Raw genomic sequence first — 23,756 nt, forward strand, 5'->3', positions numbered from 1 at the left:
ATATTTCCCTCTTAACCTTTAATTCCGCTGCTGGTAACGCCCTGTACGAAGTGACGCTGCGCCAGGAAGAACACGATGATGGATGGCAGAATGGAGATGCTCGCCATTGCCAGAATTTCGTTCCACGGCGCACCTTCGGTGACGTCGATGGACATTTTAAGAGCCAGTGCAATCGGGTACTTATCCACGCTGTAGACATAGATCAGCGGGCCGATAAAGTCGTTCATTGACCACATGAACTGGAACAGCGCGACAGAGATGATGGCTGGTTTCAGAATCGGCACCACCACGTACCAGAGCACCTGAAAAGAGTTACAGCCGTCAATCTGCGCCGCCTCTTCCATATCACGCGGTACGCCGCGCAGGAACTGGATCAGCATGAAGACGAAGAACCCTTGCGTGGCGAAGGCCAGCGGCAGATAGAGCGGCAGATAGCTGTCCAGCATGCCCATTTCACGGAACATCAGGTACTGAGGAATCAGCAGTACGGTGCTCGGCAGCAGCATGGTGGTGATCAGCGTCGCGAACCAGAATTTCTTCCACGGAATCTCGAAGCGGGCGAAGCCGTACGCCACGATGGTGGAGGAGATAATGGTCAGGATCACTTTGGGAATCACATACTTGAAGGTATTCAGCATGTAATGCCCGAAGTTGTATTCGGTGCCGGTTTTCCAGCCGTTAATAAACCCTTCCCAGGTAGCGTGGGCCGGCCACAGGCTCATGGTGGAGAAGATCTCATGGTTCGGCTTGAACGATGCCGAGAACATCCATGCCAGCGGGTAAAGCATCAGCAGACCGACGATCAACAGCACGATGTAACGAATGGTCCGGCTAATTTTTTCACGACGCATGGTACGGGCAACTTCACGTTCCGCTACTTCCATTGCTGTCGACAGTTGACTTTGCTGGATATCAGCCATTTTTGCCTCCCTTATCTGCGGAGTAGAACACCCAGTATTTCGATGATTTAAAGGAAATAGCGGCAAACACGGCGACAACCAGGAACAACACCCAGGCCAGCGCAGCGCCGTAGCCCATGTCGAAGTACTTGAACGCGGTATCGTAGATGTAGAGCGAGAACAGGTAAGTTGAGTAAGTCGGGCCGCCGCCGGTAATGACGTACGGACCGGTAAACTCCTGGAACGCCTGGGTGGTCTGCATAATAAAGTTGAAGAAGATCACCGGCGTAATCAGCGGTACGGTCACTTTCAGGAACATCTGCCACTTAGAGGCGCCGTCAATCATTGCCGCTTCATACTGAGACTGCGGCACGTTTTGCAGCGCGGCGAGGAAGATCACCATCGCAGAGCCAAACTGCCATACGCGCAGCAGGGTAACGGACATCAGCGCCAGCGACGGCTCGCCCAGCCAGTTGACCGGATCAAAACCCAGCACGCCGATAAAGTTGTTCAGCAAACCATCGATAGCAAACAGCGCACGCCACAGCACGGCGATAGCTACAGAGCTGCCGAGGATGGAAGGAATGTAGTAAGCGGTACGGAAAAAGCCGATGCCGCGCAGTTTAAAGTTCAGGACGAAAGCAATACCCAGCGCGAAGGCCAGCTTCAGCGGAATCGTCAGGAATACATAGGCAAAGGTTACGCCCATCGATTTCCAGAAGAGCGCATCTTCGGCCAGCATGTAGCGATAGTTTTCAATGCCGTTAAATTGCGGCGGACTCATCAGATCGTAATCAGTAAAACTGAGGAAGAACGATGAAACGAAAGGGAAAGCCGTAAAGAGAATCAACCCAATAATATAGGGTGATATCCAGGCTAGCCCCAGGAGTTTGTTTTCATTCATACATACCTACCTGGCAAACAAGTTTGTTAATGGATTCGGTAATGAAGCAGCTCCGTACGGTCACAGCGGAGAGCTACGGTATCTGGTGGCGGCTTGCCATGCGGCGATTCCCCATAACGTGTTGAAACAAAAAGCGAAATGATGCGGATCCCATCTAACTCAGATTCCGTTTCATATTTTTTGTCGCTTTGGCATTAATTTATAAAACGTCGTTTTAATTTTATTTTATTGCTATTTGTTTCCACGTCATTCAAATCATGACAGAAGTGTGATCCACGTCGAAACGCTGTTTCAAAAATATGAGGGGGGCGGCATTTTTGCTACCGGACTATTGAGTCCGGCGCAAAAAGCGAGGCAATAAAAAAGTGTTTCCCCGCGCTGAGAGCGCCGGATTTATTGCTGCCGAACGTCGCTTCTATTAACAGAAAGATAAAAAAAATGCCCCATCGGACAAAACTTATGCCGGTAAATGCGCATCGACGCCGGTTATTTAGCCGTACCGGCTGGCAGTGTTTGCTGATGTAGACCGCAGCGGTAAATTTATCGCCGGAAATAATAGCGTTAATGGCATCGTTTTCCCTGATAGATAAAACCCTGCCGGGAATCCGCTTCAGTAAAATTGCTCATCGCCAGGCGGGGCGACTGAAGATTAATAGTTTACCATAATGAATCTATGACCTGCTGCCCGACAAACAGTAAAGCCGGGCTTATAACAACAGGCGGTTGAACCTGCCAGCAAGTTTAACGGTAGTTTATTTATCCCCCGATAGCTATGGCATGGATCACTAACCAGGACAATCCTTACATCAAACTAAAAAAGCTTTCGACTTAATCAGCAAACAGAATAAAGAAATCCAGTTAACCTTATGATTTAAAAGAAAATATTTGGATAAGACTATCTTTATGGCGGGCACATAACTTATTTAAACGGCGAAATAAAAATTTGAGATCTGCAACTCAAAACAGCATTTCATTTTGTGTAAAATTCCTTTCCAAGATTTACAGAGCGAAAACTTTACCATAAACCAGGGTGACAATACCTAATGGGAAGGTTCCAGCATAATAACGCTACAGGGTTCAGATAACCAGCCTTACTGCTGCTGCGCAGCGCGCCGCCAGCCGTAACCAGAAAAGTTATTACTGTCTGCCTGATAAGCAAACGGCGGCAGCCTGCCCGGCGTTATTCGGTTCCTTAAAAGAAATTAAAAATCAGTTCTTATTTTTATAAACAAATAAACATTCTCTGCAGCAAAGCCGGGAAAACATTTTACACTTGAACTCTATAATAAGAGGTTTATATGTTGCGCTCACTGTTATTGATTACTATCCCTGTAATGAGTTTTGCCGCGCAGGCGGTTACGATTGATTACCGTCATGAAATGAATGACAGCGGAGGTAATAATCATAAAGACAGACTGTTGTTGTCTCACCGTTTCGCCAATGGATTCGGACTTTCACTGGAAGGGAAATGGAAAGGCACGCAGAACAAAGATAAAGCCTATCATGAAACCGCCAGTAACGGCACCGAAGTGGTTGCCAGCTACGTTCATAAGATCGATCCCACTTTCCAGATCGAGCCGGGCTTCTCGCTGGGCAGCGGCTCTTCATCCAATAACTATCGCCCTTATCTGCGTGGTAAAGCGAATATTACCAGCGATTTCAGCACCTCGCTGCGCTACCGCCCTTACTATAAGCGCAACACCGCTAACATCGGCACTAAAAAGGATACTACCGAGAAAGGTTATAACCTGACCATGGTTTTATCCTATAAATTCCTGCAAAACTATCAGCTTGATTATGAAATTGATTATAAAAAAGCAACCTCTGACGGCGTGATCATTGCCAACAATAAGAACGAAGACTGGACCCACGATTTCAAATTAACCTATAAGCTCGATAAAAACTGGGCGCCTTATGCGGCCATCGGTAACGTTTCAGGTAACAAGCTGACCGATGAAAGGCAGACCCGCTACCGCGTCGGCGTGAAATACTCTTTCTAATCAACCACCTGTCAAAAAGCTGAGCGTAAAAAACGGCTCGGCTTTTCCTGTTACGTATGAGGTAAATGATGAAACTATCTGGTTTAGCGGTGATAGTGAGTTTATTTAGCATCTTCCCGCACTATTCACAGGCACAGGAGAGTTTGCGCCTTAACAGCGTTAAGGAATTCGCAGACGCGGTAATCAGTAAAGGAAAAAGTAACGTCCATCCGCAGGCTCCGCTGCTTGCCGATGGCATCGATCCACGAACCGGCAAGCAGATGGAGTGGATTTTTCCTGACGGCAAAGTCGCGGTACTGTCAAATTTCTCTGCGCAGCAAAACTTTATGCGCGTGCTGGTAGGTTTAAGCAACCTGACCGGCGATGAAAAATATAAACAGCTGGCCGAAGATAACGTTCGCTACTATTTCAATCACTACCAGGATGAAAGCGGCCTGTTGTTATGGGGCGGCCACCGGTTCGTCGATCTGAATACGCTGCAGCCGGAAGGCCCCAGCGAAAAAGAGCAGGTTCATGAGCTAAAAAACGCTTATCCCTGGTACGATCTGATGTTCTCAGTGGATAAGCAGGCCACGGTGAAATTTATCCGCGCGTTCTGGAATGCGCACGTTTACGACTGGAAAATTCTTGAAACCAGCCGCCACGGCGAATATGGCAAAGCGCAAGGGAAGCTGTGGGACAACGCATTTGAGCAACAGCCGCCGTTTTTCGCGACGAAAGGGCTGAGCTTCCTTAACGCCGGCAATGACCTGATCTATTCCGCCTCGATGTTATATAAGTACAACCATGAAGACGGGGCGCTGGTTTGGGCTAAACGCCTTGCGGAACAGTATGTTCTGCCAAGAGATAAGAAAACCGGCCTCGGCGTTTACCAGTTTACCCAGGCGCTGAAACGGGCTGAAACCACCGACGACGGCGATACCCATTCAAAATATGGCGATCGCGCCCAGCGACAGTTCGGCCCTGAATTCGGCCCTGACGCGCTGGAAGGCAATATGATGCTGAAAGGCAGAACGAGTACGCTGTACTCGGAAAATGCCCTGATGCAGCTGGCGCTGGCTAAATCGCTGGGTAAAGATGGGGAAGACATTAAAAAATGGACGCTTGATGGTTTGATCGCCTTTGCCAACTGGGCATACGATGAAGACAGCAATACGTTCCGTCCTATGCTGGCCAACGGCAGCGATCTTTCCGGCTATGTCCTGAAACGCGACGGCTACTATGGCAAAAAAGGGAAAGTGCTGACGCCCTACCCCGCCGGCAATGAGTTTCTGCTCTCCTACGCCAGGGCCTGGACGCTTGATGCTAACCCGCAGCTGTGGAAGGTGGCGCGCGGTATCGCCAAAGGACAGGATCTTGGTGATATCGGCGAACCCGGCGGCGCCAACAGCAAGCTGAACATGGCGACCAGTAATAAAGAGCCCTATGCGATTTTTGCGCTGATTGACCTCTGGCAATCAAGCGGTCAGAAAGGCTATCTGGAACTGGCGGATAAAATCGCTCAGAACATCATCTCAACCCAGCGCATTAACGGTTTCTTTATCGACGATCCGCAATATATCTATGCCAATATCGATCATATTGCGCCATATGCGCTGCTGGCGCTTGAAGCCGCCTGGCAGAACAAGCCCGATGCCGTGGCGCCCTTCCTTAACGGCGCCGGCTTTACGGAAGGCGCCTATCGTCTGCAGGATGGCAGCATTCGCTATTCCACCCGCGATGATGAGCTGTTCAAATTAAAGCCTGGCGAAATGCTTAAGCCTAACGGTAAACGTTAATTTTTCGCAGCAAAAAGGCAGGATGATCGCATCCTGCCTTTTTTATATGCGCGGTTAACAGAAGCGCCTGCCCTGGATGATTTCCACACGTTACCCGCTGCCGGCGAAAATGCGCTTCTTCGCTTATTTCCACGCATTATCCGCTGCCGGCGGGGCGCGCTTCTTCGCTTATTTCCACGCATTATCCGCTGCCGGCGGGGCGCGCTTCTTCGCTTATTTCCACGCATTATCCGCTGCCGGCGGGGCGCGCTTCTTCGCTTATTTCCACGCGTTATCCGCTGCCGGCGAGAGAGCGCTTCTTCGCTCAGGTAGCGCTATTCAGCGCGCCGCTACTGTACAGCACGCACAGCTCCTGAATGCTTTTTGTCCCGGTTCGCTTCATTAATCCGCTGCGCTGCACGCTTACGGTGCTGGGACTGACGCTACGCATGCTGGCAATCTCATCAATGGAATAGCCGCGTAGCGTTAAGCGCATTATCTGCTGTTCTGCGCGAGTAAACTTAAACAGATTCTGCGTATCGCTTACCGCTGCGTTTTGCGCCTGCAGCGTCTCCATTACCGTCAGCGCCTGGCGCAGCTCGCTAACCGCTAACCGTTCGGAGAGGCACAGTATGGTCAGATCGGGATACAGGCGCTTCAGGATAGAGAAGTAACGATCCGGAGAGATAAAAATGGCGTAGTTATGAGGAGGATGCTGCGTCAGGTATGAAAACATCTCCGCAAGGTCCATTCCGGCGGTCACGTAAATACACAGATTTAACGGCGGAGAATAGCTACGGTGACGCTTCGCTATCTCGCGCATTATCGCTTTCACTCCACAAATGTAAAAAGAGTCCTTCCCAAAGACATTCATACATTCTCCCAGAGATAAAGGCTTTTTTCTTTTTAGTTTTCAGAAGCAAAGATACGCACCGCTCCTTTTTAAAATAATTTCATTAATTTATCAAAACATCGTTTCATAATGTGTGATGATTGACACATTTTGTGACAGGTAAGACCGGCTCGTTGGCAAACGAAAGGTACGTCGATTGAATTTCAGCTGTGATTTTTCTTAAAAAATTAAAATAACATCCTGATTGTATTTACGGCTTCTGCTTATTTACAAAAAAACAGACAAGTAATCATGCTAACTGGAGCCATGCTATTAATTGAATAAATCTTTATACGAAACCAAAAACAGATTCATCTGTAACCACTATTTTCAATTCCATCTTAGATTGCGCTATCCGGGCGGATAATTTGATCTATAAGATGCTATCGGCGCGCCGGCATTGTCCGGAGACGCAAACAATATCAACGCCGAAATCTGCCGTTAACGCAGTAAGCCGCGAAAGTTATGACATTCTGAATGGCAAAAACATAATCCGCCCCGATCCTGCTGGCGTTAGCCAGCTTATGCTCATCGGGATCAAAGGCGAATATTTCCCCGGCGTTACATAGCGTCGACTGCTGTATGGTGGGAAACAGCAGGCGGCAGACGGCAGACGGCAGACGGCAGACGGCAGACGGCAGGAAACAACAATACCGGGCTATATCATTAACATTGATTGCTGCGCCATATCTTTTAGCGACTGAGCAAATACGCCCTGCGCAACATCTCAGGGCGTATAAGCCTGTAAATTATACCGCTGTGCCTGCTGGTTGTTGTGCAGGGCTACTGGTAAATTTCGCCAGCAGCATACAGCTGATAACGCAAATGATAATTGAGGCATATCCTCCGCCAAAGGGTAAGACAGTAAAGACGCCCATTACCGCCAACGCTTTGACAATAAAAATTACCGGCAGCGAGCTAAGCGATAATTTCATCGGACTGCTGAGAAGCCGTTCCATAAACAACGCGCCAAACAGTGACGGCAGCAGGAAACGCAGCGCATCCAGTACCACTTGCGGTAAAAACTCCATAATCACCTGCCCGGCAACCGCCAGCAACGTCATCAAGCTTAAGCTGATAAAAGTCGAAACGGCAATACCGATCGCGGAAATAACCGTACCTTCCTGCGTGCCCAGCTGATAACCGGAGGCGTTAAGCGCCTGGGTGGAAGCCGGAACACGCACCTCTTTTGTATTACCCGCCATATACGACAGATACATACCCGGCGTACCAAAAATAGATTGCAGGGATATAGGGTCAACAACATACCAGGGTAATAGTATGGAAAGCATTGAAACCATTCCCGTAAAGATACTGTTAGTTGTTGGCTGGGCATCGAAATAGAACAGCAGAACCAGCACGGGTAAATAAGCAACCAGCAGAACTAAACGCGTACACCACTTTCCGCGGTTTACGATATAGGGAATATAGTCTTCTTTGAATATAGTATCCGTTGTTTGTTCCATAATGACTCCTTATTTAACCAGTACAGATGCGCCCATGCCAATCACCATACAAATAGTTAACCCCCACTCTTTCAGCCACTGTACGCCCGCTTTGCGGTTATACAGAACAATCGCCGCCATCGAAGCCGCAGCAGCAAGTATGGCGATGGTATTTGCGCCTAACGGACAGGCGAAGTTCATTGTTAAGGCGCCAAAACTACCAATCATCGCGCCACTGCCGATTATCGGGATCAGGTGTATATTGCCTCCCGACATAAAGTGATTAACTTTATCCATTCGGTCAGCAAAAAAAGAAACAAACAGCAGAAAAGGCAGCCCGCAGGTGGTCATTACTATCGCGGCAGCGCACAGATAATCAACCGTCAGGGCATCCTGGCCAAGCTTAATTCCCATTCCATCAGCGGTAAAGGCGGCCTCCATCAGCGCATCAGCGACGGAGCCGATAAAATCAACGCGCATCCAGGCCATTGGCGCGCCAACGTAGAGCATCAGGGTAAGTATGCCGGAAAGCATCATAAAACAGGGGCCGATGGAGGCAATAGATGCCCCCCGGATAGCGCTACGTACTGCCGTAGCGGGAATACCGATTTCGGCCGCTGTTTTCACGCTCTTACGAAAAAATAACCATGCCTGCAGGAAAACAAAACATAGCGCAGGCGCTGCCGCCGCCCATAATAGCGGGCTGTTCGCAACCTCATAATATTGCTCATTCATCAGCAGCCCCCTTTTCTTTCTCTAATTTAAAGCAGAACGTGCACTTATTATCCGTAAAAAAGTGTTTATCATGCCTGCATTTAAGGTCTGGATTGTAACCATAAGCAATAGCCGGATCGATCATCTCGCAATATAAGATGCCATATTGCTCCATACCCATTTTTTGAAACTCACTGGCGAATACGCAGCGTGAAAACACCTGCTCAACATAGCCTTCATAATAGCTATCAGTGCTTTCAAACTCATCGCTGCGATCCATATCATAACTAATAAGATAATTATCACTGTCATTAGGTTTGCCACGGGCAAAAGCGCGTTTAGCGATCCCTTTCCCCCGTTCTACGCCAAAGTTCCATACGCCGCGCTTAATGGCCTCGGCGCCCTTATCGCCAAATTCATCAACCGCCTCTTTTGCCAGGTGGGCAAACATTCTGGCGAACATCTGATACATAGAAACCGGCTGTAAGTCATCGGCAATTTTATTACTAACCTTATTATTATCGTTCATCGCTATCTTCCTGTAGTTAAGGGTATGGTTTTAAAGACGATCTATTTTTTGTATGGCCTTATAAAGTACATCCGTTCCTTTAGCCATAAATTCCCAGGGGACGCACTCGGCAGGGTTATGCGTAATGCCTTTTACGCAGGGAACAAATAGCATTGCGGAATGACAGATATCAGCCATGCTCATGGCATCATGACCTGCGCCGCTGTTCATCGGGCGGTATGTCAGATTAAGTTCCTCACAGGCGGCTTTAATAATATCTTTAAGCCTGCCATTCATCGCCACCGCTGGTTTAAAGGAGGTTTGCCCGGCGTCAATGCAAACAGAATATTGTTTAGCCACCGCGCGGCTTTCACGTTCTGCGTAGCCTGTAATATCGTCTACTACGGCGGCGCTGCCTGAGCGAATATCGACGGTAAAACGGCAGGCGCCTGGAATAGTATTGGCGGATCCCGGCTCAAGATGAAACTTGCCGATAGTCAGCGTTGCAGTTTCCGGATAATGCTCGATAACATATTGCGTTAACCGCGTCGCCAGTAAATTACCTGCCGCGCCCGCATCCTGGCGCATTAGCATCGGAACGGTTCCCGCATGTCCGGCGACGCCCTGCACGCTAACCGCCATCTGACCAATAGCGACGATGCTATCCACAATACCTATATCCGTTTGGGTATTTTCCAGCAGCGGGCCCTGCTCATCGTGCAGTTCAATAAAAGCCTTAATGCTGCCGGGCAACCTTCGTGCCGGCACCACAGGCCGATCGCCGGCATAGGCCCGCCAGCGATCGCGTAGTGTTTCACCGCTGTCATTGCTGATTCTGTCGCGATCCTCATCGCACAATTCGCCGCTGATAAAGCGGCTGCCCAGCAGCACCCTGCCAAACTGCGTACCTTCTTCTTCAATAAAGGCTGCGACTTCATAGGTATGTTGCAGCTGAATGCCCTTCTCCTGCAGCATTCTGGCGACCTCCAGCGCGGCCACCACGCCGGCAATACCATCAAATGCGCCAGCATTGCGCACGCTATCCAGATGAGAACCGCTAATAATTGACGGCAGCTGAGAATTGCTGCCCTGCAGGCGGCCATACAGATTGCCGATATCATCTTCATAAACCTGCAGGCCCGCTTCATGCATCTCTTTTTTTATATATTCTACCCCCGCTCTGTATTCAGGAGTAAAACCGATGCGCGTAACGCCGCCATTACATGGCTCACTAATGGCTTTGAGATCCTCAATATTTTTTTGTAGCCTTTCGATATTAGCCATTATTTTCCCTCTCCCTTGAGCGCAATATTTAAAATAATTTAATCAGCCATCTTCTCGTCATTACCGGCCAGCTAACCCATCGGCAACGCGCTATTAACCCATCGCTGGTTGATGCTGCCGTTATCCACCGATATGGGCTTAACCTGTACGCAGAGATATATGCGCTATCAACGCAGATAACGCCGTTAACCGCGCAGGATGCCAGGGGTTAAATGCCATAGCGTTATTCGCTTTATTTATCTGCCAGCGATGGGTTGATAAATATTATTTCCGGTAAATAAAACCGGATGACTGGCCAATAATATAATCAGCAATTTATAGAAATTTTTGGTTATTTTATGACTATTTTTTACAGTAAAGAGAAATATCTTCCAATGATAAATGATTATCATTAGCACGCATAAATGTAAGCATTTGAAAATGAATAAAAAATCAAAAAATGAAATGACAAAAATCACACTATGTCAGAAAAATTTTCTGCCTTTTTGCAGCCCAGGAATTTTCTTGCCGGCTTCAGGCTGGCGACAGCGGCCTCCTCACCGACGCTCATACTTCTTCCCGATCTTTTTTATAGGGGGAAACAGCGCATCAGGCCCCCTAAGCATCAAACCGCTGTCACGGGCGCTGCGTCAGGCTATCTACCTGACGTAAACGCCGGCCGGGCGCCCTCTATAAATGAGAAATATGGATATTATCTGTGCGCTCCCGCTGACGAAATTCGCAGGAAGAAACGCCGATCGAGCGATGAGAACCACGGGAAAAGGGGAATTGATCGGGATAGCCCCGGCACCGCAATGCGTCCAATGCTGTCATCCGTCTCCACCAGCATGCGGCGCGTCTGCGAGAGGCGGTAATTTGTTACCGTTTCAGCGGGCGCTGATTAAAAGTGAAATGTAATAAGTGAAACGGCTGGGCAAGAAGGCCCTTCAGAACAGCGATAACAGGCGTTAATATAAGCAGCACGCAGCAATACCGCCGACCGGCATGGATAATCGACTCACAGCATTAATAAACATGCCTGCCGGCAGGCGACTCTGTCAGTTAAATTTGTGCCAGACCGCCGTCAACATATATTTCGGATGCGTTAATAAAACCTGCATCATCAGACGCGAGGAAGGCGACGGTTTTGCCAATTTCTTCTGGTTCGCCAAGGCGCCCCAGCGGCACCCCGGCGGCAAGCGAATCAAACAGCCCCTGTCGCTGCTCTTCCGGCACAAGCCCGCCAAGGCCGGCGGTACGGATCGGACCTGGGCTCACCACATTAACGCGGATACCGCGATCTTTCAGATCAAGCGCCCAGGAGCGCGCCAGGTTACGCACTGCGGCTTTACTTGCGCTGTAAACGCTAAAGTTGGCCGTGCCTTTCACCGCAGCCGTTGAGCCGGTAAGAATCACCGAGGCGTTATCGGTCAGCAGCGGCAGCGCCTTCTGTACGGTAAACAGCACGCCGCGCACGTTTGTACCGAAAATACGATCGAAGTGCTCTTCGGTTATGGCGCCCAGCGGCAACATATCGCCGCCGCCGGAATTGGCGAACAGCACATCCAGCCTTCCTGATTCGCTGGCGATCGTCGCAAAAACATTATCGAGATCGCTTAACACCGAGGCATCGGCGCGGATGCCCGTTGCCGCCGGCCCGATTAAGGCTACCGCCGCATCCAGCTCCTGCTGGCGGCGGCCGGTGATGTACACTTTCGCGCCCCGCCTCGCCAGCTCCTGTGCTGACGCAAGGCCAATACCTGAGCTGCCGCCCGTTACTAACGCTATTTTTTCCGCAAGATTTTTACTCATAGTGCATTTCCTTAATTAAAGTATGAATATGCCAGTTGAGTCATCGATTTACGGCGATAAGCAGGCCGCTGAGTTCAGTAAGCACTGTAGCGTTATTAATCAGTGCAGAAAAACGCAGGAATGTGAAAAACACTCTTCACCCGTGTGAATAATGGCGAACTGCTCTCAGGAAAAAGCGAATAATGGATCGATTTTCAGCTCTCAAGGTTTTTACGCGCGTTGTCGAAGCCAATAGTTTTACCCGTGCCGCTGACTCGCTGAACATGCCCAATGCCACCATCAGTAAGACGATTCAACAGCTGGAATCTCATCTGGGCGTTTGCCTGCTGCAGCGTACCACGCGACGTATCACCGTGACGCCTGAAGGGCGGGAGTACTATGAAAAAGCGCTGCGCATTCTTAAGGATCTGGAGGAAATCGACGCATCTTTTAAGAGCGTGCGCAATAAGCCCAAAGGCCATCTGCGTATCGCCATCGGCGGATCCACCGCGCGCGACGTTCTGATACCGCTGCTGGCTGATTTTATGACCAGCTATCCGGAGATCCGCATTGATCTGGCGGTAGCGGATAAGCCCGCAGACCTTATCAGCAGCAATATCGACTGCGCCGTCCGCGGAGGGTCGATGGATGACTCCACGCTGATAGCCCGTAAAATTGGCGAAGCGGCGCTGATTACCTGCGCCACGCCCGACTATCTCAGGCGCTACGGCATTCCCGCCACTCCTGACGAACTGCAGAACGGGCACCGTCTTATCAGCTATCTCTCCCCCGCCAGCGGAAGAGCTTTTCCGTTCCGGTTTGAGCACAACGGCATCGCTACTGAGATCAAAACGCAGCATCATCTGGGTATAAATGAGAGTAACGCGCATATTGCCGCAGGAGAGGCGGGCCTGGGCATTGTGCAGACTTTCACCTACTCGGTGAGAAATGAGCTGGCATCCGGGGCTTTAGTGGAAATACTGAGCAAATGGCGCCCGGCTTCCTATCCTTTTCACCTTATCTATGCGCAGAGCCGGCACGTTCCTCCCCGGCTGCGCGTATTTATTGAATGGCTTGCTGAGGCGTTTCCGGCGGCCGTAAAGGCGTGACTAAAGCGGCGCAGGCATCTCCCTACGCCCTTCAAGGTACTGAGCATGGTTGTATGTTCCACGCATCGCATTCTTATCAACGTGAGCCAGCTGCGTCTCAATCCACGCCGTATTGAACCCTTCCTCATGCAAAATCGTACTCATCGTGTGGCGGAAACCATGCCCCGTTACCTTCCCCGTATATCCAATCCGCTTGAACACCTGATTAATACTCGCTTCGCTCATCGTTTTGCGGGGATCATTCCTCCCAGGAAACACCAGAGGATATTGCCCACTCATCACTTTGAGCTGCTGTACGATTTCCAGCGCTTGTGTAGAAAGGGGGACAAGATGGGGCCGTTTCATCTTCATACGCTCGGCAGGTATTTCCCACACCGCTTTTTCAAGTTCAAACTCACTCCAGAAAGCACCCCGGAGCTCACCGGTGCGAACTCCCGTAAGGATCAGCAAACGTGCGGCAAGAACAACCAGCGGACTTCCTGTATAACCCGAGAGAGCTTTAAAGAAATCTGGCAACTCCTCAACAGTAAGGAAGGGATAATGCTTCGATTCATGCCCTGACATAGCGCTGGTTAGATCCGCTGCAGGATTGTATTCCGCACGGCCGGTAACTATGGCGTAACGAAAGACTTCACTACAGCGCTGGCGAACTTTTTTGGCCTTCTCTGTCGCGCCACGGCTTTCCATTCGACGCAGCACATTCAGCAGAACCAGCGGTTTAATTTCATTTACCGGCTGCTGGCCAATATAGGGAAAAATATCTTTATTGAATGCTTCGATGATATCGGAGGCATACCCTTCTGACCATCTGCTCACCTTCGTACCGTGCCACTCAAGCGCCACAGACTGGAAAGTATTATTGAGCTGCACATCGCGAACCAGCTTTTCTTCTTTCTTGGCAAAAGATGGATCGATACCCTCGGCCAGCTTTTTCTTGGCTTCATCACGTAGTGCCCTCGCTTGTGCGAGAGACACTGCTGGATAAACACCAAAAGCCATACGCTTCTCTTTTCCATTGAAGCGATATTTCATTCGCCAGTATCGAGAACCAGAGGGAACGACTTCAAGATACAAACCAGCACCATCTGCCAGCTTATAGGCTTTCTCTCTGGGTTTAGCTGCATCTACCTGTCGCGCATTTAGCTTCATTGGGGGCATCTCCCTGGACCGAACACAGAATGCCCCCACTTATGCCCCCAACTGTGACTTGATTCCGGTTGAGTCCAGTTGATAACAGGAGATAAAATACGGGCCAGAAACCGCAGTATACGGGCTTTAAGTTGATTTCGGTAGACTTGGGAAGAGTTTGAAATGGTGCCGATAATAGGAGTCGAACCTACGACCTTCGCATTACGAATGCGCTGCTCTACCAACTGAGCTATATCGGCGTTGAGGAGAGGTGCTACGGGCTGTAACGTTAAAAAAAAGCGGCGCCGGAGTCAAGAGGCGCCGTGTCGGATGCTGCTTTTGTCGCCAGATGGCGCTGATTAGCCCTACATCCTTATCGTATCATCGCCATAGCCGACCCATTTGTAGGTGGTCAGCGCTTCCAGGCCCATCGGGCCGCGGGCGTGCAGCTTCTGAGTGCTCACCGCCACCTCGGCGCCAAGGCCGAACTGGCCGCCGTCAGTGAAGCGCGTGCTGGCGTTCACATAAACCGCAGAAGAATCCACCTGCCGGATAAAACGCTCGGCGGCGCGCGTGTCGCGCGTCAGAATCGCGTCGGAGTGCTGGGTGCCATGCTCACGAATATGCGCAATCGCCTCATCCATATCACTGACGATACGCACATTTAAATCGAGCGACAGCCATTCATCGTTGTACTCTTCCCTCTTTACCGCCTCTACTTCTGCTGGCCCCTGCTGCAACAGCGGCAGCGAAAGCGCGTCAGCGTGCAGTTTGATGCCCTCCTGCGCCATACGCTGGCTCAGCGCGGGCAGGAAATCATCGGCAATGGCCTGGTTTACCAGCAGCGTTTCCACCGAGTTACAGGCGCTGGGACGCTGTTTCTTGGCGTTAACGATAACCTTAAGCGCCGCGTCCGCATCATAGCTGGCATCGATATAAATATGGCAGACGCCGATACCGCCGGTAATCACCGGAATGGTTGACTGCTCGCGGCACAGCTTGTGCAGCCCGGCGCCGCCGCGCGGGATCAGCATATCAACATAGCGATCCAGCTTCAGCAGCTGATTAACCAGCTCGCGATCCGGGCTTTCAATCGCCTGTACCGCGCCCGCCGGCAGGCCATGCTGTTGCAGCGCGGACTGAATCACGCGCACCGTCGCGCTATTGGTGCGCCAGGTCTCTTTGCCGCCGCGCAGGATCGCCGCATTGCCGGTTTTCAGGCAGAGCGAGGCGACATCTACCGTGACGTTCGGACGCGCTTCATAAATCACGCCCACTACGCCAAGCGGCACGCGGCGGCGCTCGATACGCAATCCGCTATCCAGCTGGCCGCCGTCGATCAGCTGCCCGACCGGATCGGCCAGACGGCATACCTGGCGCACGTCGTTGGCGATCTCCTGCAGACGCGTCGGATTAAGGGTAAGACGATCCAGCAGCGCTGCGCTCATGCCGTTACGGCGCGCATCCGCCAGATCCTGCTCATTTGCCGCCAGAATTGTCGCGCTCTGCGCGTCAAGCTGGTCAGCGATAGTCATCAGTACGCGGTTTTTCTCCGCGCTGGTCAGCGTGGCAAGCTGATAAGAGGCCGCCTTCGCCGCCTTGCCCATTTGTTCCAGCATCAGTGCCTCCTCAGCTGACAATCATATCGTCGCGATGCATCGCGACCGGTCCATATTCATATCCCAGGATATCACCGATCTCCTGGCTGTGATGGCCGGCAATCATGCGCAGCGCATCGCTGTTATAGCGTGAAACGCCGTGGGCGATGTCGCGCCCCTGCAGGCTGCGGATCCGAATCACTTCGCCACGAGAAAAGTTGCCGCTCACTTCGCGAATCCCTTTAGGCAGCAGCGAGCTGCCGCGTTCCAGCACCGCCGACAGCGCGCCGTCGTCAATCATGATTTCTCCGGCTGGCGGCGCGCCGAAAATCCAGCGCTTGCGCGTTTCCAGCGGCGTCTGCTGCGCGTGGAAACGGGTGCCGACCGGCCTGCCTTCAATCACGTCGCCAATCACGCCCGGACGGCTGCCCGCCGCGATAATCACCTCGATACCGGCGCGGCAGGCAACGTCCGCCGCCTGAAGTTTAGTGGTCATGCCGCCGGTGCCCAGCCCGGAAACGCTGTCTCCGGCGATGGTGCGCAGCGCATCGTCGATGCCGTGCACGTCGCTGATCAGCTCCGCCTGCGGATTGCTGCGCGGATCGGCGGTAAATAACCCCTGCTGATCGGTCAGCAGCAGCAGCTTATCGGCGCCCGCCAGCATCGCCGCCAGCGCCGACAGATTATCGTTATCGCCCACCTTAATCTCTGCGGTAGCTACCGCATCGTTCTCATTTATCACCGGCACGATATTGTTATCCAGCAGCGCGCGCAGCGTATCGCGTGCATTGAGGAAGCGCTCGCGATCTTCCATATCCGCCCGCGTCAGCAGCATCTGCCCGATATGAATGCCATAGATGGAGAACAGCTGTTCCCACAGCTGGATCAGACGGCTCTGCCCCACCGCAGCCAGCAGCTGCTTTGAGGCGATGGTAGGCGGCAATTCCGGGTAGCCCAGGTGTTCGCGCCCGGCGGCCATCGCGCCGGAAGTGACGATCACAATGCGATGGCCCGCCGCGTGCTGCTGTGCGCACTGACGAACTAACTCTACGATATGTGCCCGATTTAACCGACGCGATCCGCCGGTCAGCACGCTGGTTCCCAGTTTGACCACTAAGGTCTGACTGCCGCTCATGTTTTCCTGCCGTAATAAAAATGTCTGTGAAGGGACGTTTTATCAGGAGTGGCGCAGGAAGCCAACAGCCGCCGAGGGAAAAGCGCAGAAAATGCGCGACAGCGGCCCAGAGCAAAAGTTCGCCCTTCACGGGAAAGGCGAAAAAGCTTCATAAAACATTCACACGATCCCGGTAAAAACGTTTCTGTTTTTTACAAAATGCTTCACAAACGCGGTTATTTTTACTCATCGGGATGGCGAATAAATGAAAAAGAACGCACTGGCACTGTTAGTTTCCGCACTGGCGCTGAACTCCGCCGCACAGGCAGCCGAGGTATACAATAAAGATGGCAACAAGCTGGATTTCTACGGCAAAGTGAAAGCCATGCGTTATATCAGCGACGCGGAAACCAACCCCGGCAACAATGCTGATAAATCCTACGTGCGTATCGGCTTTAAAGGCCAGACGCAGATTAACGAACTGATGACCGGCTACGGCCAGTGGGAATATCAGTACAACCTCAATAACCCGGAAAGCGACTCAAACGCAGGCAACAAGACCCGTCTCGGCTTTGCCGGAATTAAGGTGGGCGACTACGGCTCGATCGATTATGGCCGCAACTATGGCCTGATTTACGATGTGGAAGCGATCACCGATATGATGCCGGAGTTCGGCGCCACCGCCTACACCTCCGCCGACGTCTATATGCTGACGCGCACCAACGGCGTGGCAACCTGGCGCAACAGCAACTTCTTCGGACTGGTGGACGGGCTGGATTTCGCGCTGCAATATCAGGGTAAAAACGAAAGCTCCACACGCAACGACGGCGTTTCCAACGGCGACGGCATGGCGGCGTCCCTCTCCTATACCCTTATCGAGGGCCTGAGCGTTAAGGGCGCGGTATCCTCTTCTAACCGCACGCTGGATCAGAAAAACAGCGCCTTCGGCGGCGGTGAGAAAGCAGAAGCCTGGGCTACCGGCATTAAGTATGACAACCGCGGCGTCTATCTGGCGGCCACCTACGCCGAAACGCGCAATATGAACCCGATCGGCGGCACCGCGCAGGTTGGCGGCAATGATGTTGTCGTAAGCGGTTACGCTAACCGTCTGCAAAATATCGAGCTGGTGGCGCAGTATCAGTTTGATTTCGGCCTGCGTCCGTCGCTGGCTTACGTACAGACCAAAGTGAAGGATATTGAAGGCGGCGTGGGCGATGCGGATTACTACAAATTTGCTGATGTAGGCGCGACATATTACTTCAACAAAAACATGTCGGCCTTCGTTGATTACAAAATCAACCTGCTGGATGACAACAACACGCTGCATCGCAACACCGATGATATCGTGGCGCTCGGCGTGACCTACCAGTTCTGATGCGCGGCGTCCAAACCCGGCCCGACGCGCCGGCAAAGGCAGCACCTTTTCTCTGACTTAGCCTGTAACAAGGGGCAGGCTGCGCGCCTGCCCCTGATTAGCGGCGATACTCGGTTAAGCTTTAATCAGGCGGTCAGTTTTACCGGCTGTTCATCCACGCCAGCGGCGGGCAGCAGGCCCAGCTCCAGCTCAGCCAGCGTCGCTTTCAGACGCTCATGGAAATTACGCAGCGTCTCTTCCAGACGGTCTTCGTTTTCTTTGCCTTTGATAACGCACGGTTTCCAGTTGCCGTCTTTATCATGCAGGCCATAGTAGTACTGATAGGTAAAGTGATCGGGCTGCGCATCCAGCTCCAGCCACCATCCCCAAAACTCACGATTTTCCGGTGCAGGCTTAACATTGACGCAAACGGCAAGACAGTCAAAAAAGAAACGCTCATTCTCGCATTTGTTTTCGCGAATATAGGGCCCCAGCGCGGTGAAACGTTTAATTAACCGGCTTCGGGGATGTCCACTCGGTAAAGCCATGGTTTCCACCTCCTTAAATGAGCTAACAGTTTTAGCAAACTAATGCAAAATAGCAACTCATCACTTCAACTGTTGCGCCAGCCAGTCGCAAATCGTTTGCAGAGCGCGATCGAAATTTTGCAATACCGGTGAAAAGTTAATCGGCAGCAGCTTGCCGCGAGCGGAGGAGTTGACGATCAGGCGCGAATCCTCTTCCGGGCTCCAGGGATCGTTCTGCCAGAACCCTGAAAGCATCGGCGTTGGCGTACGGCGCCCCAGCAGCCCCTGGGTTTTCAGCGAATAGCGGTTTAGCTCGATGCGCAGCGTTTCATCCGTCGCCTGCGGCATATCCAGCCGGCTTGCCAGCACGTCGATAAACATATCCGGCACGCTCGCCTGCTGTGCGGAGTTCGCCAGCAGCGAGTGAACGATCGGGCCGAGACAGGCGACGCCGCGCAGACGCTGCGCCTCCAGATAGGCCAGCCGCACCGCCACATTCGCGCCAAAGCGATAGCCCAGCGCCGCCACGCGCGTATGATCTACCCAGGGTACGTTTTCCAGCCCGCGCAGCACCTGCTGATGCAGGAAGCTGGTATCCTGCGTCAGCTTCCATTTGGCGGAGAAACCGACCGAAGGCATATCGATGGTCAGCATCGCCATACCGCGCGGCGCCAGATAGTCATGAAACAGGCGATAGTGATCGATTTGCAGATTATCGAGGTTGCCGCACAGCAGCACGGTAGGATAAGGCGCGCTAACGTTTGGCGGCATATGCAAAAAGCCGCTAATCGGGCTGCCGCCCTGAATGGGGAAAGAGAGTTCGCGCAGCTCGCCAGGCAGACGCCGCGTCGCCTCCTCATAGGCGCGGTTAGCCAGCGTCTGCGCCTGCTCCGCCAGCTCATCGCCCTTAATATGCGGCCAGGCCGCCAGGCTGTAGAGGTTGACCGCATGCAGCCAGTGCTGGCCCGCCTCTGGCGTATCGCCCGCGTCGAGCGCCTTCTGCTGCCACAGCGCCGCCTGCTTGCTCCACTCATAGATCCAGTTGCCGCTGCGATAGCCAATCACCGTATCAAGCAGCGCCTCGTTGGTGCGCTCCGCCTGGCTGGCGGAAATGCGCGCCAGCACTTCGATGATCTCCTGCGCCGGCAGTCCGCGCCAGCTCCACTGCAGGCGGTTAACCATCCGATACCAGCCCGAACAGCTTTCGCCATCCAGCGCGGACTGTAAGCTTGAGGTCTGATGATGCCGCTGGCGTACCAGTGACGAGGTTTCAGGATGTTTGAATCGAGGTTTAAACAGCTCTTCGCTGAGATTTTTTGCAGACATAGCGTAACCCTCCTCCCGCGGCGCAATAACGAGACCAGAGTTTACTTCACCCTTCAGGGGCGCGCGACCCGCAGAAACAATAACGCCCGGACGAACCGGGCGCTAGTTTGATACAGGTCAATCAGCGGTTGACGATTGGCGGAATAAAGGCCACGCCCATATCCCACGGCTGCTCAATCCAGGTGTTCTGCGGAATATCCACCACGTAGTCGTCCACCAGCGGCGCGCCGGCCGGCTTGGCGAAAATGGTGACGAAACGGGCCTTCGGATACATTTCACGGATCGCCTGCGCGGTACCGCCGGTATCCACCAGATCATCAATAACGATAAAGCCTTCGCCGTCGCCTTCCGCGCGCTTCAGCACGTTCATTTCGCGCTGGTGATCGTGGTCATAGCTGGAGATGCAGACCGTATCGACATAGCGGATGGAGAGTTCGCGCGCCAGCAGCGCGGCAGGAACCAGGCCACCGCGGCTTACCGCGATAATGCCTTTCCACTGTTCGACAGGAAGCAGGCGCTGGGCCAGTTTGCGGGCATGAATCTGCAACATGTCCCAGGTGACGACGTATTTTTCGCTCATAAAAGGAATCCCGGCCAATCGACTTGGCTTAAAAAATATGCAATGGGAAAAGGTTGCGCGGCATTATAAGGATCTGGCGTGCTAAAAACCAGCACCGGATTGCGCAGTTGGCGCATTTTAACGCGTCTGACTGCACAGCGGACGGGAAAGAATGTTATTCTCACCACATCACGTCAGATTCGCTGACGGCGATCGATTACCAGAAATTTTGTAACGATGCGCAGCCGCGCACCGATGACACAGGAGACCTGTCGTGTCTGAATTGTCTCAACTCTCCCCCCAGCCGCTGTGGGATATTTTCGCTAAAATTTGTTCCATCCCGCATCCTTCTTTTCATGAAGAAGCGCTGGCGCAGCACATCCTCTCCTGGGCGCAGGAGAAAGGCTTCTGGTGCGAACGCGACCAGGTCGGCAATATTTTGATTCGCAAACCGGCGACGCCGGGCATGGAAAACCGTAAGCCGGTCGCGCTGCAGGCGCATCTGGACATGGTGCCGCAGAAGAACAACGACACCGTACACGACTTTACGAAAGATCCGATTCAGCCGTGGATCGATGGCGAATGGGTAAAAGCGCGCGGCACCACGCTGGGCGCCGATAACGGCATCGGCATGGCTTCCGCGCTGGCGGTGCTGGCGGATGAGAGCGTAGAGCACGGCCCGCTGGAAGTGCTGCTGACCATGACGGAAGAGACCGGCATGGATGGCGCCTTTGGCCTGCAACCCAACTGGCTGCAGTCAGAAATTCTGATTAACACCGATTCGGAAGAAGAAGGTGAAATCTATATGGGCTGCGCCGGCGGCATCGACGTCACCTCAACCCTGCCGCTGCAGCGTGAAGCGGTTCCGGCCGGCTACGAGCATCTGCGTCTGACGCTGAAAGGGCTGAAGGGCGGCCACTCCGGCGCGGATATTCACCTCGGCCTCGGCAACGCCAACAAGCTGCTGGTACGTTTCCTCGCCGACCACGCGCGTGATTTCGATCTGCGCCTGATTGATTTCGCCGGCGGTACGCTGCGCAATGCAATTCCGCGCGAAGCCTTCGCCACCTTTGCCCTGCCGACGGCCAACATCGACGCGCTGAAATCGGCGGCGATGGGCTATCTCGCCACGCTGCAAAACGAGCTGGGCGCGGTTGAGAAAAATATCGCGCTGCAAACCGAGCCGGTAGCGGGCGACGCGCAGGCGCTGACGGCGCAGAGCCGCGATCGCTTTATCGCCCTGCTGAACAGCACGCCGAACGGCGTGATCCGCAACTCCGACGTGGCGAAAGGCGTGGTGGAAACCTCCCTGAATATCGGCGTGGTCGCCATGAGCGAACAGGAAGCGAAAATTAACTGCCTGATCCGCTCGCTGATCGACAGCGGCAAAGAGTCCGTGGTCGCGATGCTTGCGTCGCTGGGCGAACTGGCCGGCGCGCAGACCGAAGCCAAAGGCAGCTATCCTGGCTGGCAGCCGGACGCCAGCTCGCCGGTGATGGCGCTGGTGCGGGAAACCTATCACCGCCTGTTCAATAAAACGCCGAACATTCAGGTGATCCACGCCGGTCTGGAGTGCGGATTGTTTAAAAAGCCCTACCCGGATATGGATATGGTTTCCATCGGCCCGACCATTACCGGCCCGCACTCGCCGGATGAGCAGGTACACATTGGCAGCGTCGGCCTTTACTGGCAGCTGCTGACCGAGCTGCTGAAGGCGATTCCGGCGAAGTAAGCCGCCGCATCACCACGCTTAAAAGCCAGACGCCGGTCTGGCTTTTTTATCGCGCCAGCCTCTGATTTATCGCGCCAGCCTTACAGCCCCAGCAGCAGCTGACGCTCCAGCTGCGGATTAAGCAGCGTAACGTGCAGGCCCACCAGCCGCACGCCGCGCCCGCCGCGTCGCGCATCCCAGGCCTCTTTCGCTACCGCCAGCAGATCCTCTTTGTTCAGCATCGGCCAGACATGTTCCTGGGTGGTTTGTTGAAAATCGCTGAACTTCAGCTTTACCCCCTGTCGGGCGATATGACGATCCGGCTTGATTTTGGTCAGCCGCCGATCCAGCTCTTCATACAGGCGATCGATAACCTCAATGCACTGATGCCAGTGGTGAATATCTTCCGACAGCGTGCGCTCCACGCCGAGCGATTTACGTTCGCGATCGGCCACCACTTCGCGTTCGTCGATACCGTGGCTGCGTTCCCAAATCACCCGGCCAAATTTGCCAAAGCGCTTCAGCAGCAGCGCCAGATCGCTGTTCTGTACGTCGGCGCAGCTGCGCAACCCCAGATCCTCCAGCTTTTTCGCCGTCACCTTGCCGACGCCGGGAATTTTCGCCAGCGGCAGCGTCAGCAAAAACGTCGGCATCTGGTCCGGGGTAATCACAAACTGTCCGTTCGGCTTATTTAAATCAGAGGCGATTTTGGCGAGAAACTTAACCGGCGCGACGCCCGCCGAGGCGGTGAGGTTAAGTTCGTCGGCTATGGTCTGACGGATTTGCCGGGCGATCAGCGTTGCCGAGCCGTGGCAGTGCGGGCTGTTGCTGACATCCAGATAGGCCTCATCCAGCGACAGCGGCTCCACCAGGGAGGTGTAGCGTGAAAAAATCTCGCGGATATGGGCGGAGGCTTCTTTATAGGCGTCAAAGCGCCCCGGCAGCAGCGTCAGATGCGGGCAGAGCTTCAACGCCATCGCCGTAGACATCGCGCTGCGCACGCCATACTTACGCGCCGGATAGTTCGCGGTGCTGATCACGCCGCGCTGGGTACGGTTGCCGCCGATCGCCAGCGGAATATCGCGCAGGGCGGGATTATCGCGCATCTCCACCGCAGCGTAAAAGCAGTCCATATCGACATGAATGATTTTGCGCAT

General features: G+C 53.2%; 20 protein-coding genes and 1 tRNA gene. 5 read left to right on the forward strand and 16 right to left on the reverse strand.

Features of this window, described 5'->3' with window-relative positions; all coding sequences use genetic code 11:
• Positions 1–11: 11 nt before the first annotated feature.
• Complete coding sequence (locus tag FKM52_RS14420) at positions 12–920, reverse strand: carbohydrate ABC transporter permease (RefSeq protein WP_141176872.1); 909 nt, start codon at positions 918–920, stop codon at positions 12–14.
• Complete coding sequence (locus FKM52_RS14425) at positions 913–1,803, reverse strand: carbohydrate ABC transporter permease (RefSeq protein ID WP_141176873.1); 891 nt, start codon at positions 1,801–1,803, stop codon at positions 913–915. Before FKM52_RS14425 ends, FKM52_RS14420 begins: the two co-directional genes overlap by 8 nt.
• Before the next feature lie 1,298 nt (positions 1,804–3,101).
• Between FKM52_RS14425 and FKM52_RS14430 the strand changes: the two genes are divergently transcribed.
• Positions 3,102–3,803, forward strand: a complete 702-nt coding sequence (locus FKM52_RS14430) for an oligogalacturonate-specific porin KdgM family protein (protein ID WP_141176874.1) — start codon at positions 3,102–3,104, stop codon at positions 3,801–3,803.
• A 65-nt stretch (positions 3,804–3,868) separates the two neighbouring features.
• The gene (locus tag FKM52_RS14435; protein WP_377090058.1) at positions 3,869–5,581 is read left to right on the forward strand and encodes a pectate lyase; all 1,713 of its coding nucleotides are present in this window, start codon (positions 3,869–3,871) and stop codon (positions 5,579–5,581) included.
• A 304-nt stretch (positions 5,582–5,885) separates the two neighbouring features.
• Here the strand turns inward: FKM52_RS14435 and FKM52_RS14440 are convergent, their stop codons facing one another.
• From FKM52_RS14440 to FKM52_RS14465, 6 genes are all read right to left on the reverse strand, one after another.
• Positions 5,886–6,296 carry a helix-turn-helix transcriptional regulator gene (locus tag FKM52_RS14440; RefSeq protein ID WP_342777792.1) on the reverse strand — a complete coding sequence of 137 codons (411 nt, stop codon included), beginning with the start codon at positions 6,294–6,296 and terminating at the stop codon, positions 5,886–5,888.
• Between the two features lie 905 nt (positions 6,297–7,201).
• On the reverse strand, positions 7,202–7,918 hold the full coding sequence (locus FKM52_RS14445) for a hypothetical protein (RefSeq protein ID WP_141176876.1): 717 nt from the start codon (positions 7,916–7,918) through the stop codon (positions 7,202–7,204).
• A 9-nt stretch (positions 7,919–7,927) separates the two neighbouring features.
• Positions 7,928–8,632, reverse strand: a complete 705-nt coding sequence (locus FKM52_RS14450; RefSeq protein ID WP_141176877.1) for a DUF5058 family protein — start codon at positions 8,630–8,632, stop codon at positions 7,928–7,930.
• Positions 8,625–9,140, reverse strand: a complete 516-nt coding sequence (locus FKM52_RS14455; RefSeq protein ID WP_141176878.1) for an L-2-amino-thiazoline-4-carboxylic acid hydrolase — start codon at positions 9,138–9,140, stop codon at positions 8,625–8,627. Before FKM52_RS14455 ends, FKM52_RS14450 begins: the two co-directional genes overlap by 8 nt.
• Before the next feature lie 30 nt (positions 9,141–9,170).
• Positions 9,171–10,403, reverse strand: a complete 1,233-nt coding sequence (locus FKM52_RS14460) for a M20 family metallo-hydrolase (RefSeq protein ID WP_141176879.1) — start codon at positions 10,401–10,403, stop codon at positions 9,171–9,173.
• A gap of 1,041 nt (positions 10,404–11,444) precedes the next feature.
• Positions 11,445–12,194: an SDR family NAD(P)-dependent oxidoreductase gene (locus FKM52_RS14465; RefSeq protein ID WP_141176880.1), complete on the reverse strand. Its 750-nt coding sequence runs from the start codon at positions 12,192–12,194 to the stop codon at positions 11,445–11,447.
• A 182-nt stretch (positions 12,195–12,376) separates the two neighbouring features.
• Here FKM52_RS14465 and FKM52_RS14470 point away from each other — a divergent pair, with 182 nt between their 5' ends.
• Entirely contained in the window at positions 12,377–13,282 is a 906-nt protein-coding gene (locus FKM52_RS14470; RefSeq protein WP_141176881.1) for a LysR family transcriptional regulator, read from the forward strand.
• Here the strand turns inward: FKM52_RS14470 and FKM52_RS14475 are convergent, their stop codons facing one another.
• The 4 genes from FKM52_RS14475 to proB form a co-directional block, all read right to left on the reverse strand.
• Positions 13,283–14,431 (reverse strand): tyrosine-type recombinase/integrase, encoded by a 1,149-nt coding sequence (locus tag FKM52_RS14475; protein WP_141176882.1) that lies wholly within the window; start codon positions 14,429–14,431, stop codon positions 13,283–13,285.
• A 163-nt stretch (positions 14,432–14,594) separates the two neighbouring features.
• A tRNA-Thr gene (locus tag FKM52_RS14480) sits at positions 14,595–14,670 on the reverse strand.
• 105 nt (positions 14,671–14,775) lie between these two features.
• A complete protein-coding gene (proA, locus tag FKM52_RS14485) occupies positions 14,776–16,029 on the reverse strand; it encodes a glutamate-5-semialdehyde dehydrogenase (protein WP_141176883.1) in 1,254 nt (417 codons plus the stop codon).
• A 10-nt stretch (positions 16,030–16,039) separates the two neighbouring features.
• Positions 16,040–17,143 (reverse strand): glutamate 5-kinase, encoded by a 1,104-nt coding sequence (gene proB, locus FKM52_RS14490; protein WP_141176884.1) that lies wholly within the window; start codon positions 17,141–17,143, stop codon positions 16,040–16,042.
• A 244-nt stretch (positions 17,144–17,387) separates the two neighbouring features.
• On the opposite strand from proB, the gene FKM52_RS14495 reads away from it, so the two are divergent.
• On the forward strand, positions 17,388–18,497 hold the full coding sequence (locus tag FKM52_RS14495; protein ID WP_141176885.1) for a porin: 1,110 nt from the start codon (positions 17,388–17,390) through the stop codon (positions 18,495–18,497).
• A gap of 125 nt (positions 18,498–18,622) precedes the next feature.
• Here FKM52_RS14495 and crl read toward each other — a convergent pair whose 3' ends face one another.
• From crl to gpt, 3 genes are all read right to left on the reverse strand, one after another.
• Complete coding sequence (crl, locus tag FKM52_RS14500) at positions 18,623–19,024, reverse strand: sigma factor-binding protein Crl (RefSeq protein WP_141176886.1); 402 nt, start codon at positions 19,022–19,024, stop codon at positions 18,623–18,625.
• A gap of 60 nt (positions 19,025–19,084) precedes the next feature.
• The gene (frsA, locus tag FKM52_RS14505; RefSeq protein WP_141176887.1) at positions 19,085–20,329 is read right to left on the reverse strand and encodes an esterase FrsA; all 1,245 of its coding nucleotides are present in this window, start codon (positions 20,327–20,329) and stop codon (positions 19,085–19,087) included.
• A 121-nt stretch (positions 20,330–20,450) separates the two neighbouring features.
• The gene (gene gpt, locus FKM52_RS14510; protein ID WP_038627895.1) at positions 20,451–20,909 is read right to left on the reverse strand and encodes a xanthine phosphoribosyltransferase; all 459 of its coding nucleotides are present in this window, start codon (positions 20,907–20,909) and stop codon (positions 20,451–20,453) included.
• A 253-nt stretch (positions 20,910–21,162) separates the two neighbouring features.
• On the opposite strand from gpt, the gene pepD reads away from it, so the two are divergent.
• Complete coding sequence (gene pepD / locus FKM52_RS14515) at positions 21,163–22,620, forward strand: beta-Ala-His dipeptidase (protein WP_141176888.1); 1,458 nt, start codon at positions 21,163–21,165, stop codon at positions 22,618–22,620.
• Between the two features lie 80 nt (positions 22,621–22,700).
• On the opposite strand, the gene dinB is transcribed toward pepD, so the two are convergent.
• Complete coding sequence (gene dinB, locus FKM52_RS14520) at positions 22,701–23,756, reverse strand: DNA polymerase IV (protein WP_141176889.1); 1,056 nt, start codon at positions 23,754–23,756, stop codon at positions 22,701–22,703.

Origin of the sequence: Mixta tenebrionis (genome assembly GCF_006517625.1) — a bacterium.
GTDB classification, from domain to species: Bacteria; Pseudomonadota; Gammaproteobacteria; order Enterobacterales; family Enterobacteriaceae; genus Mixta; species Mixta tenebrionis.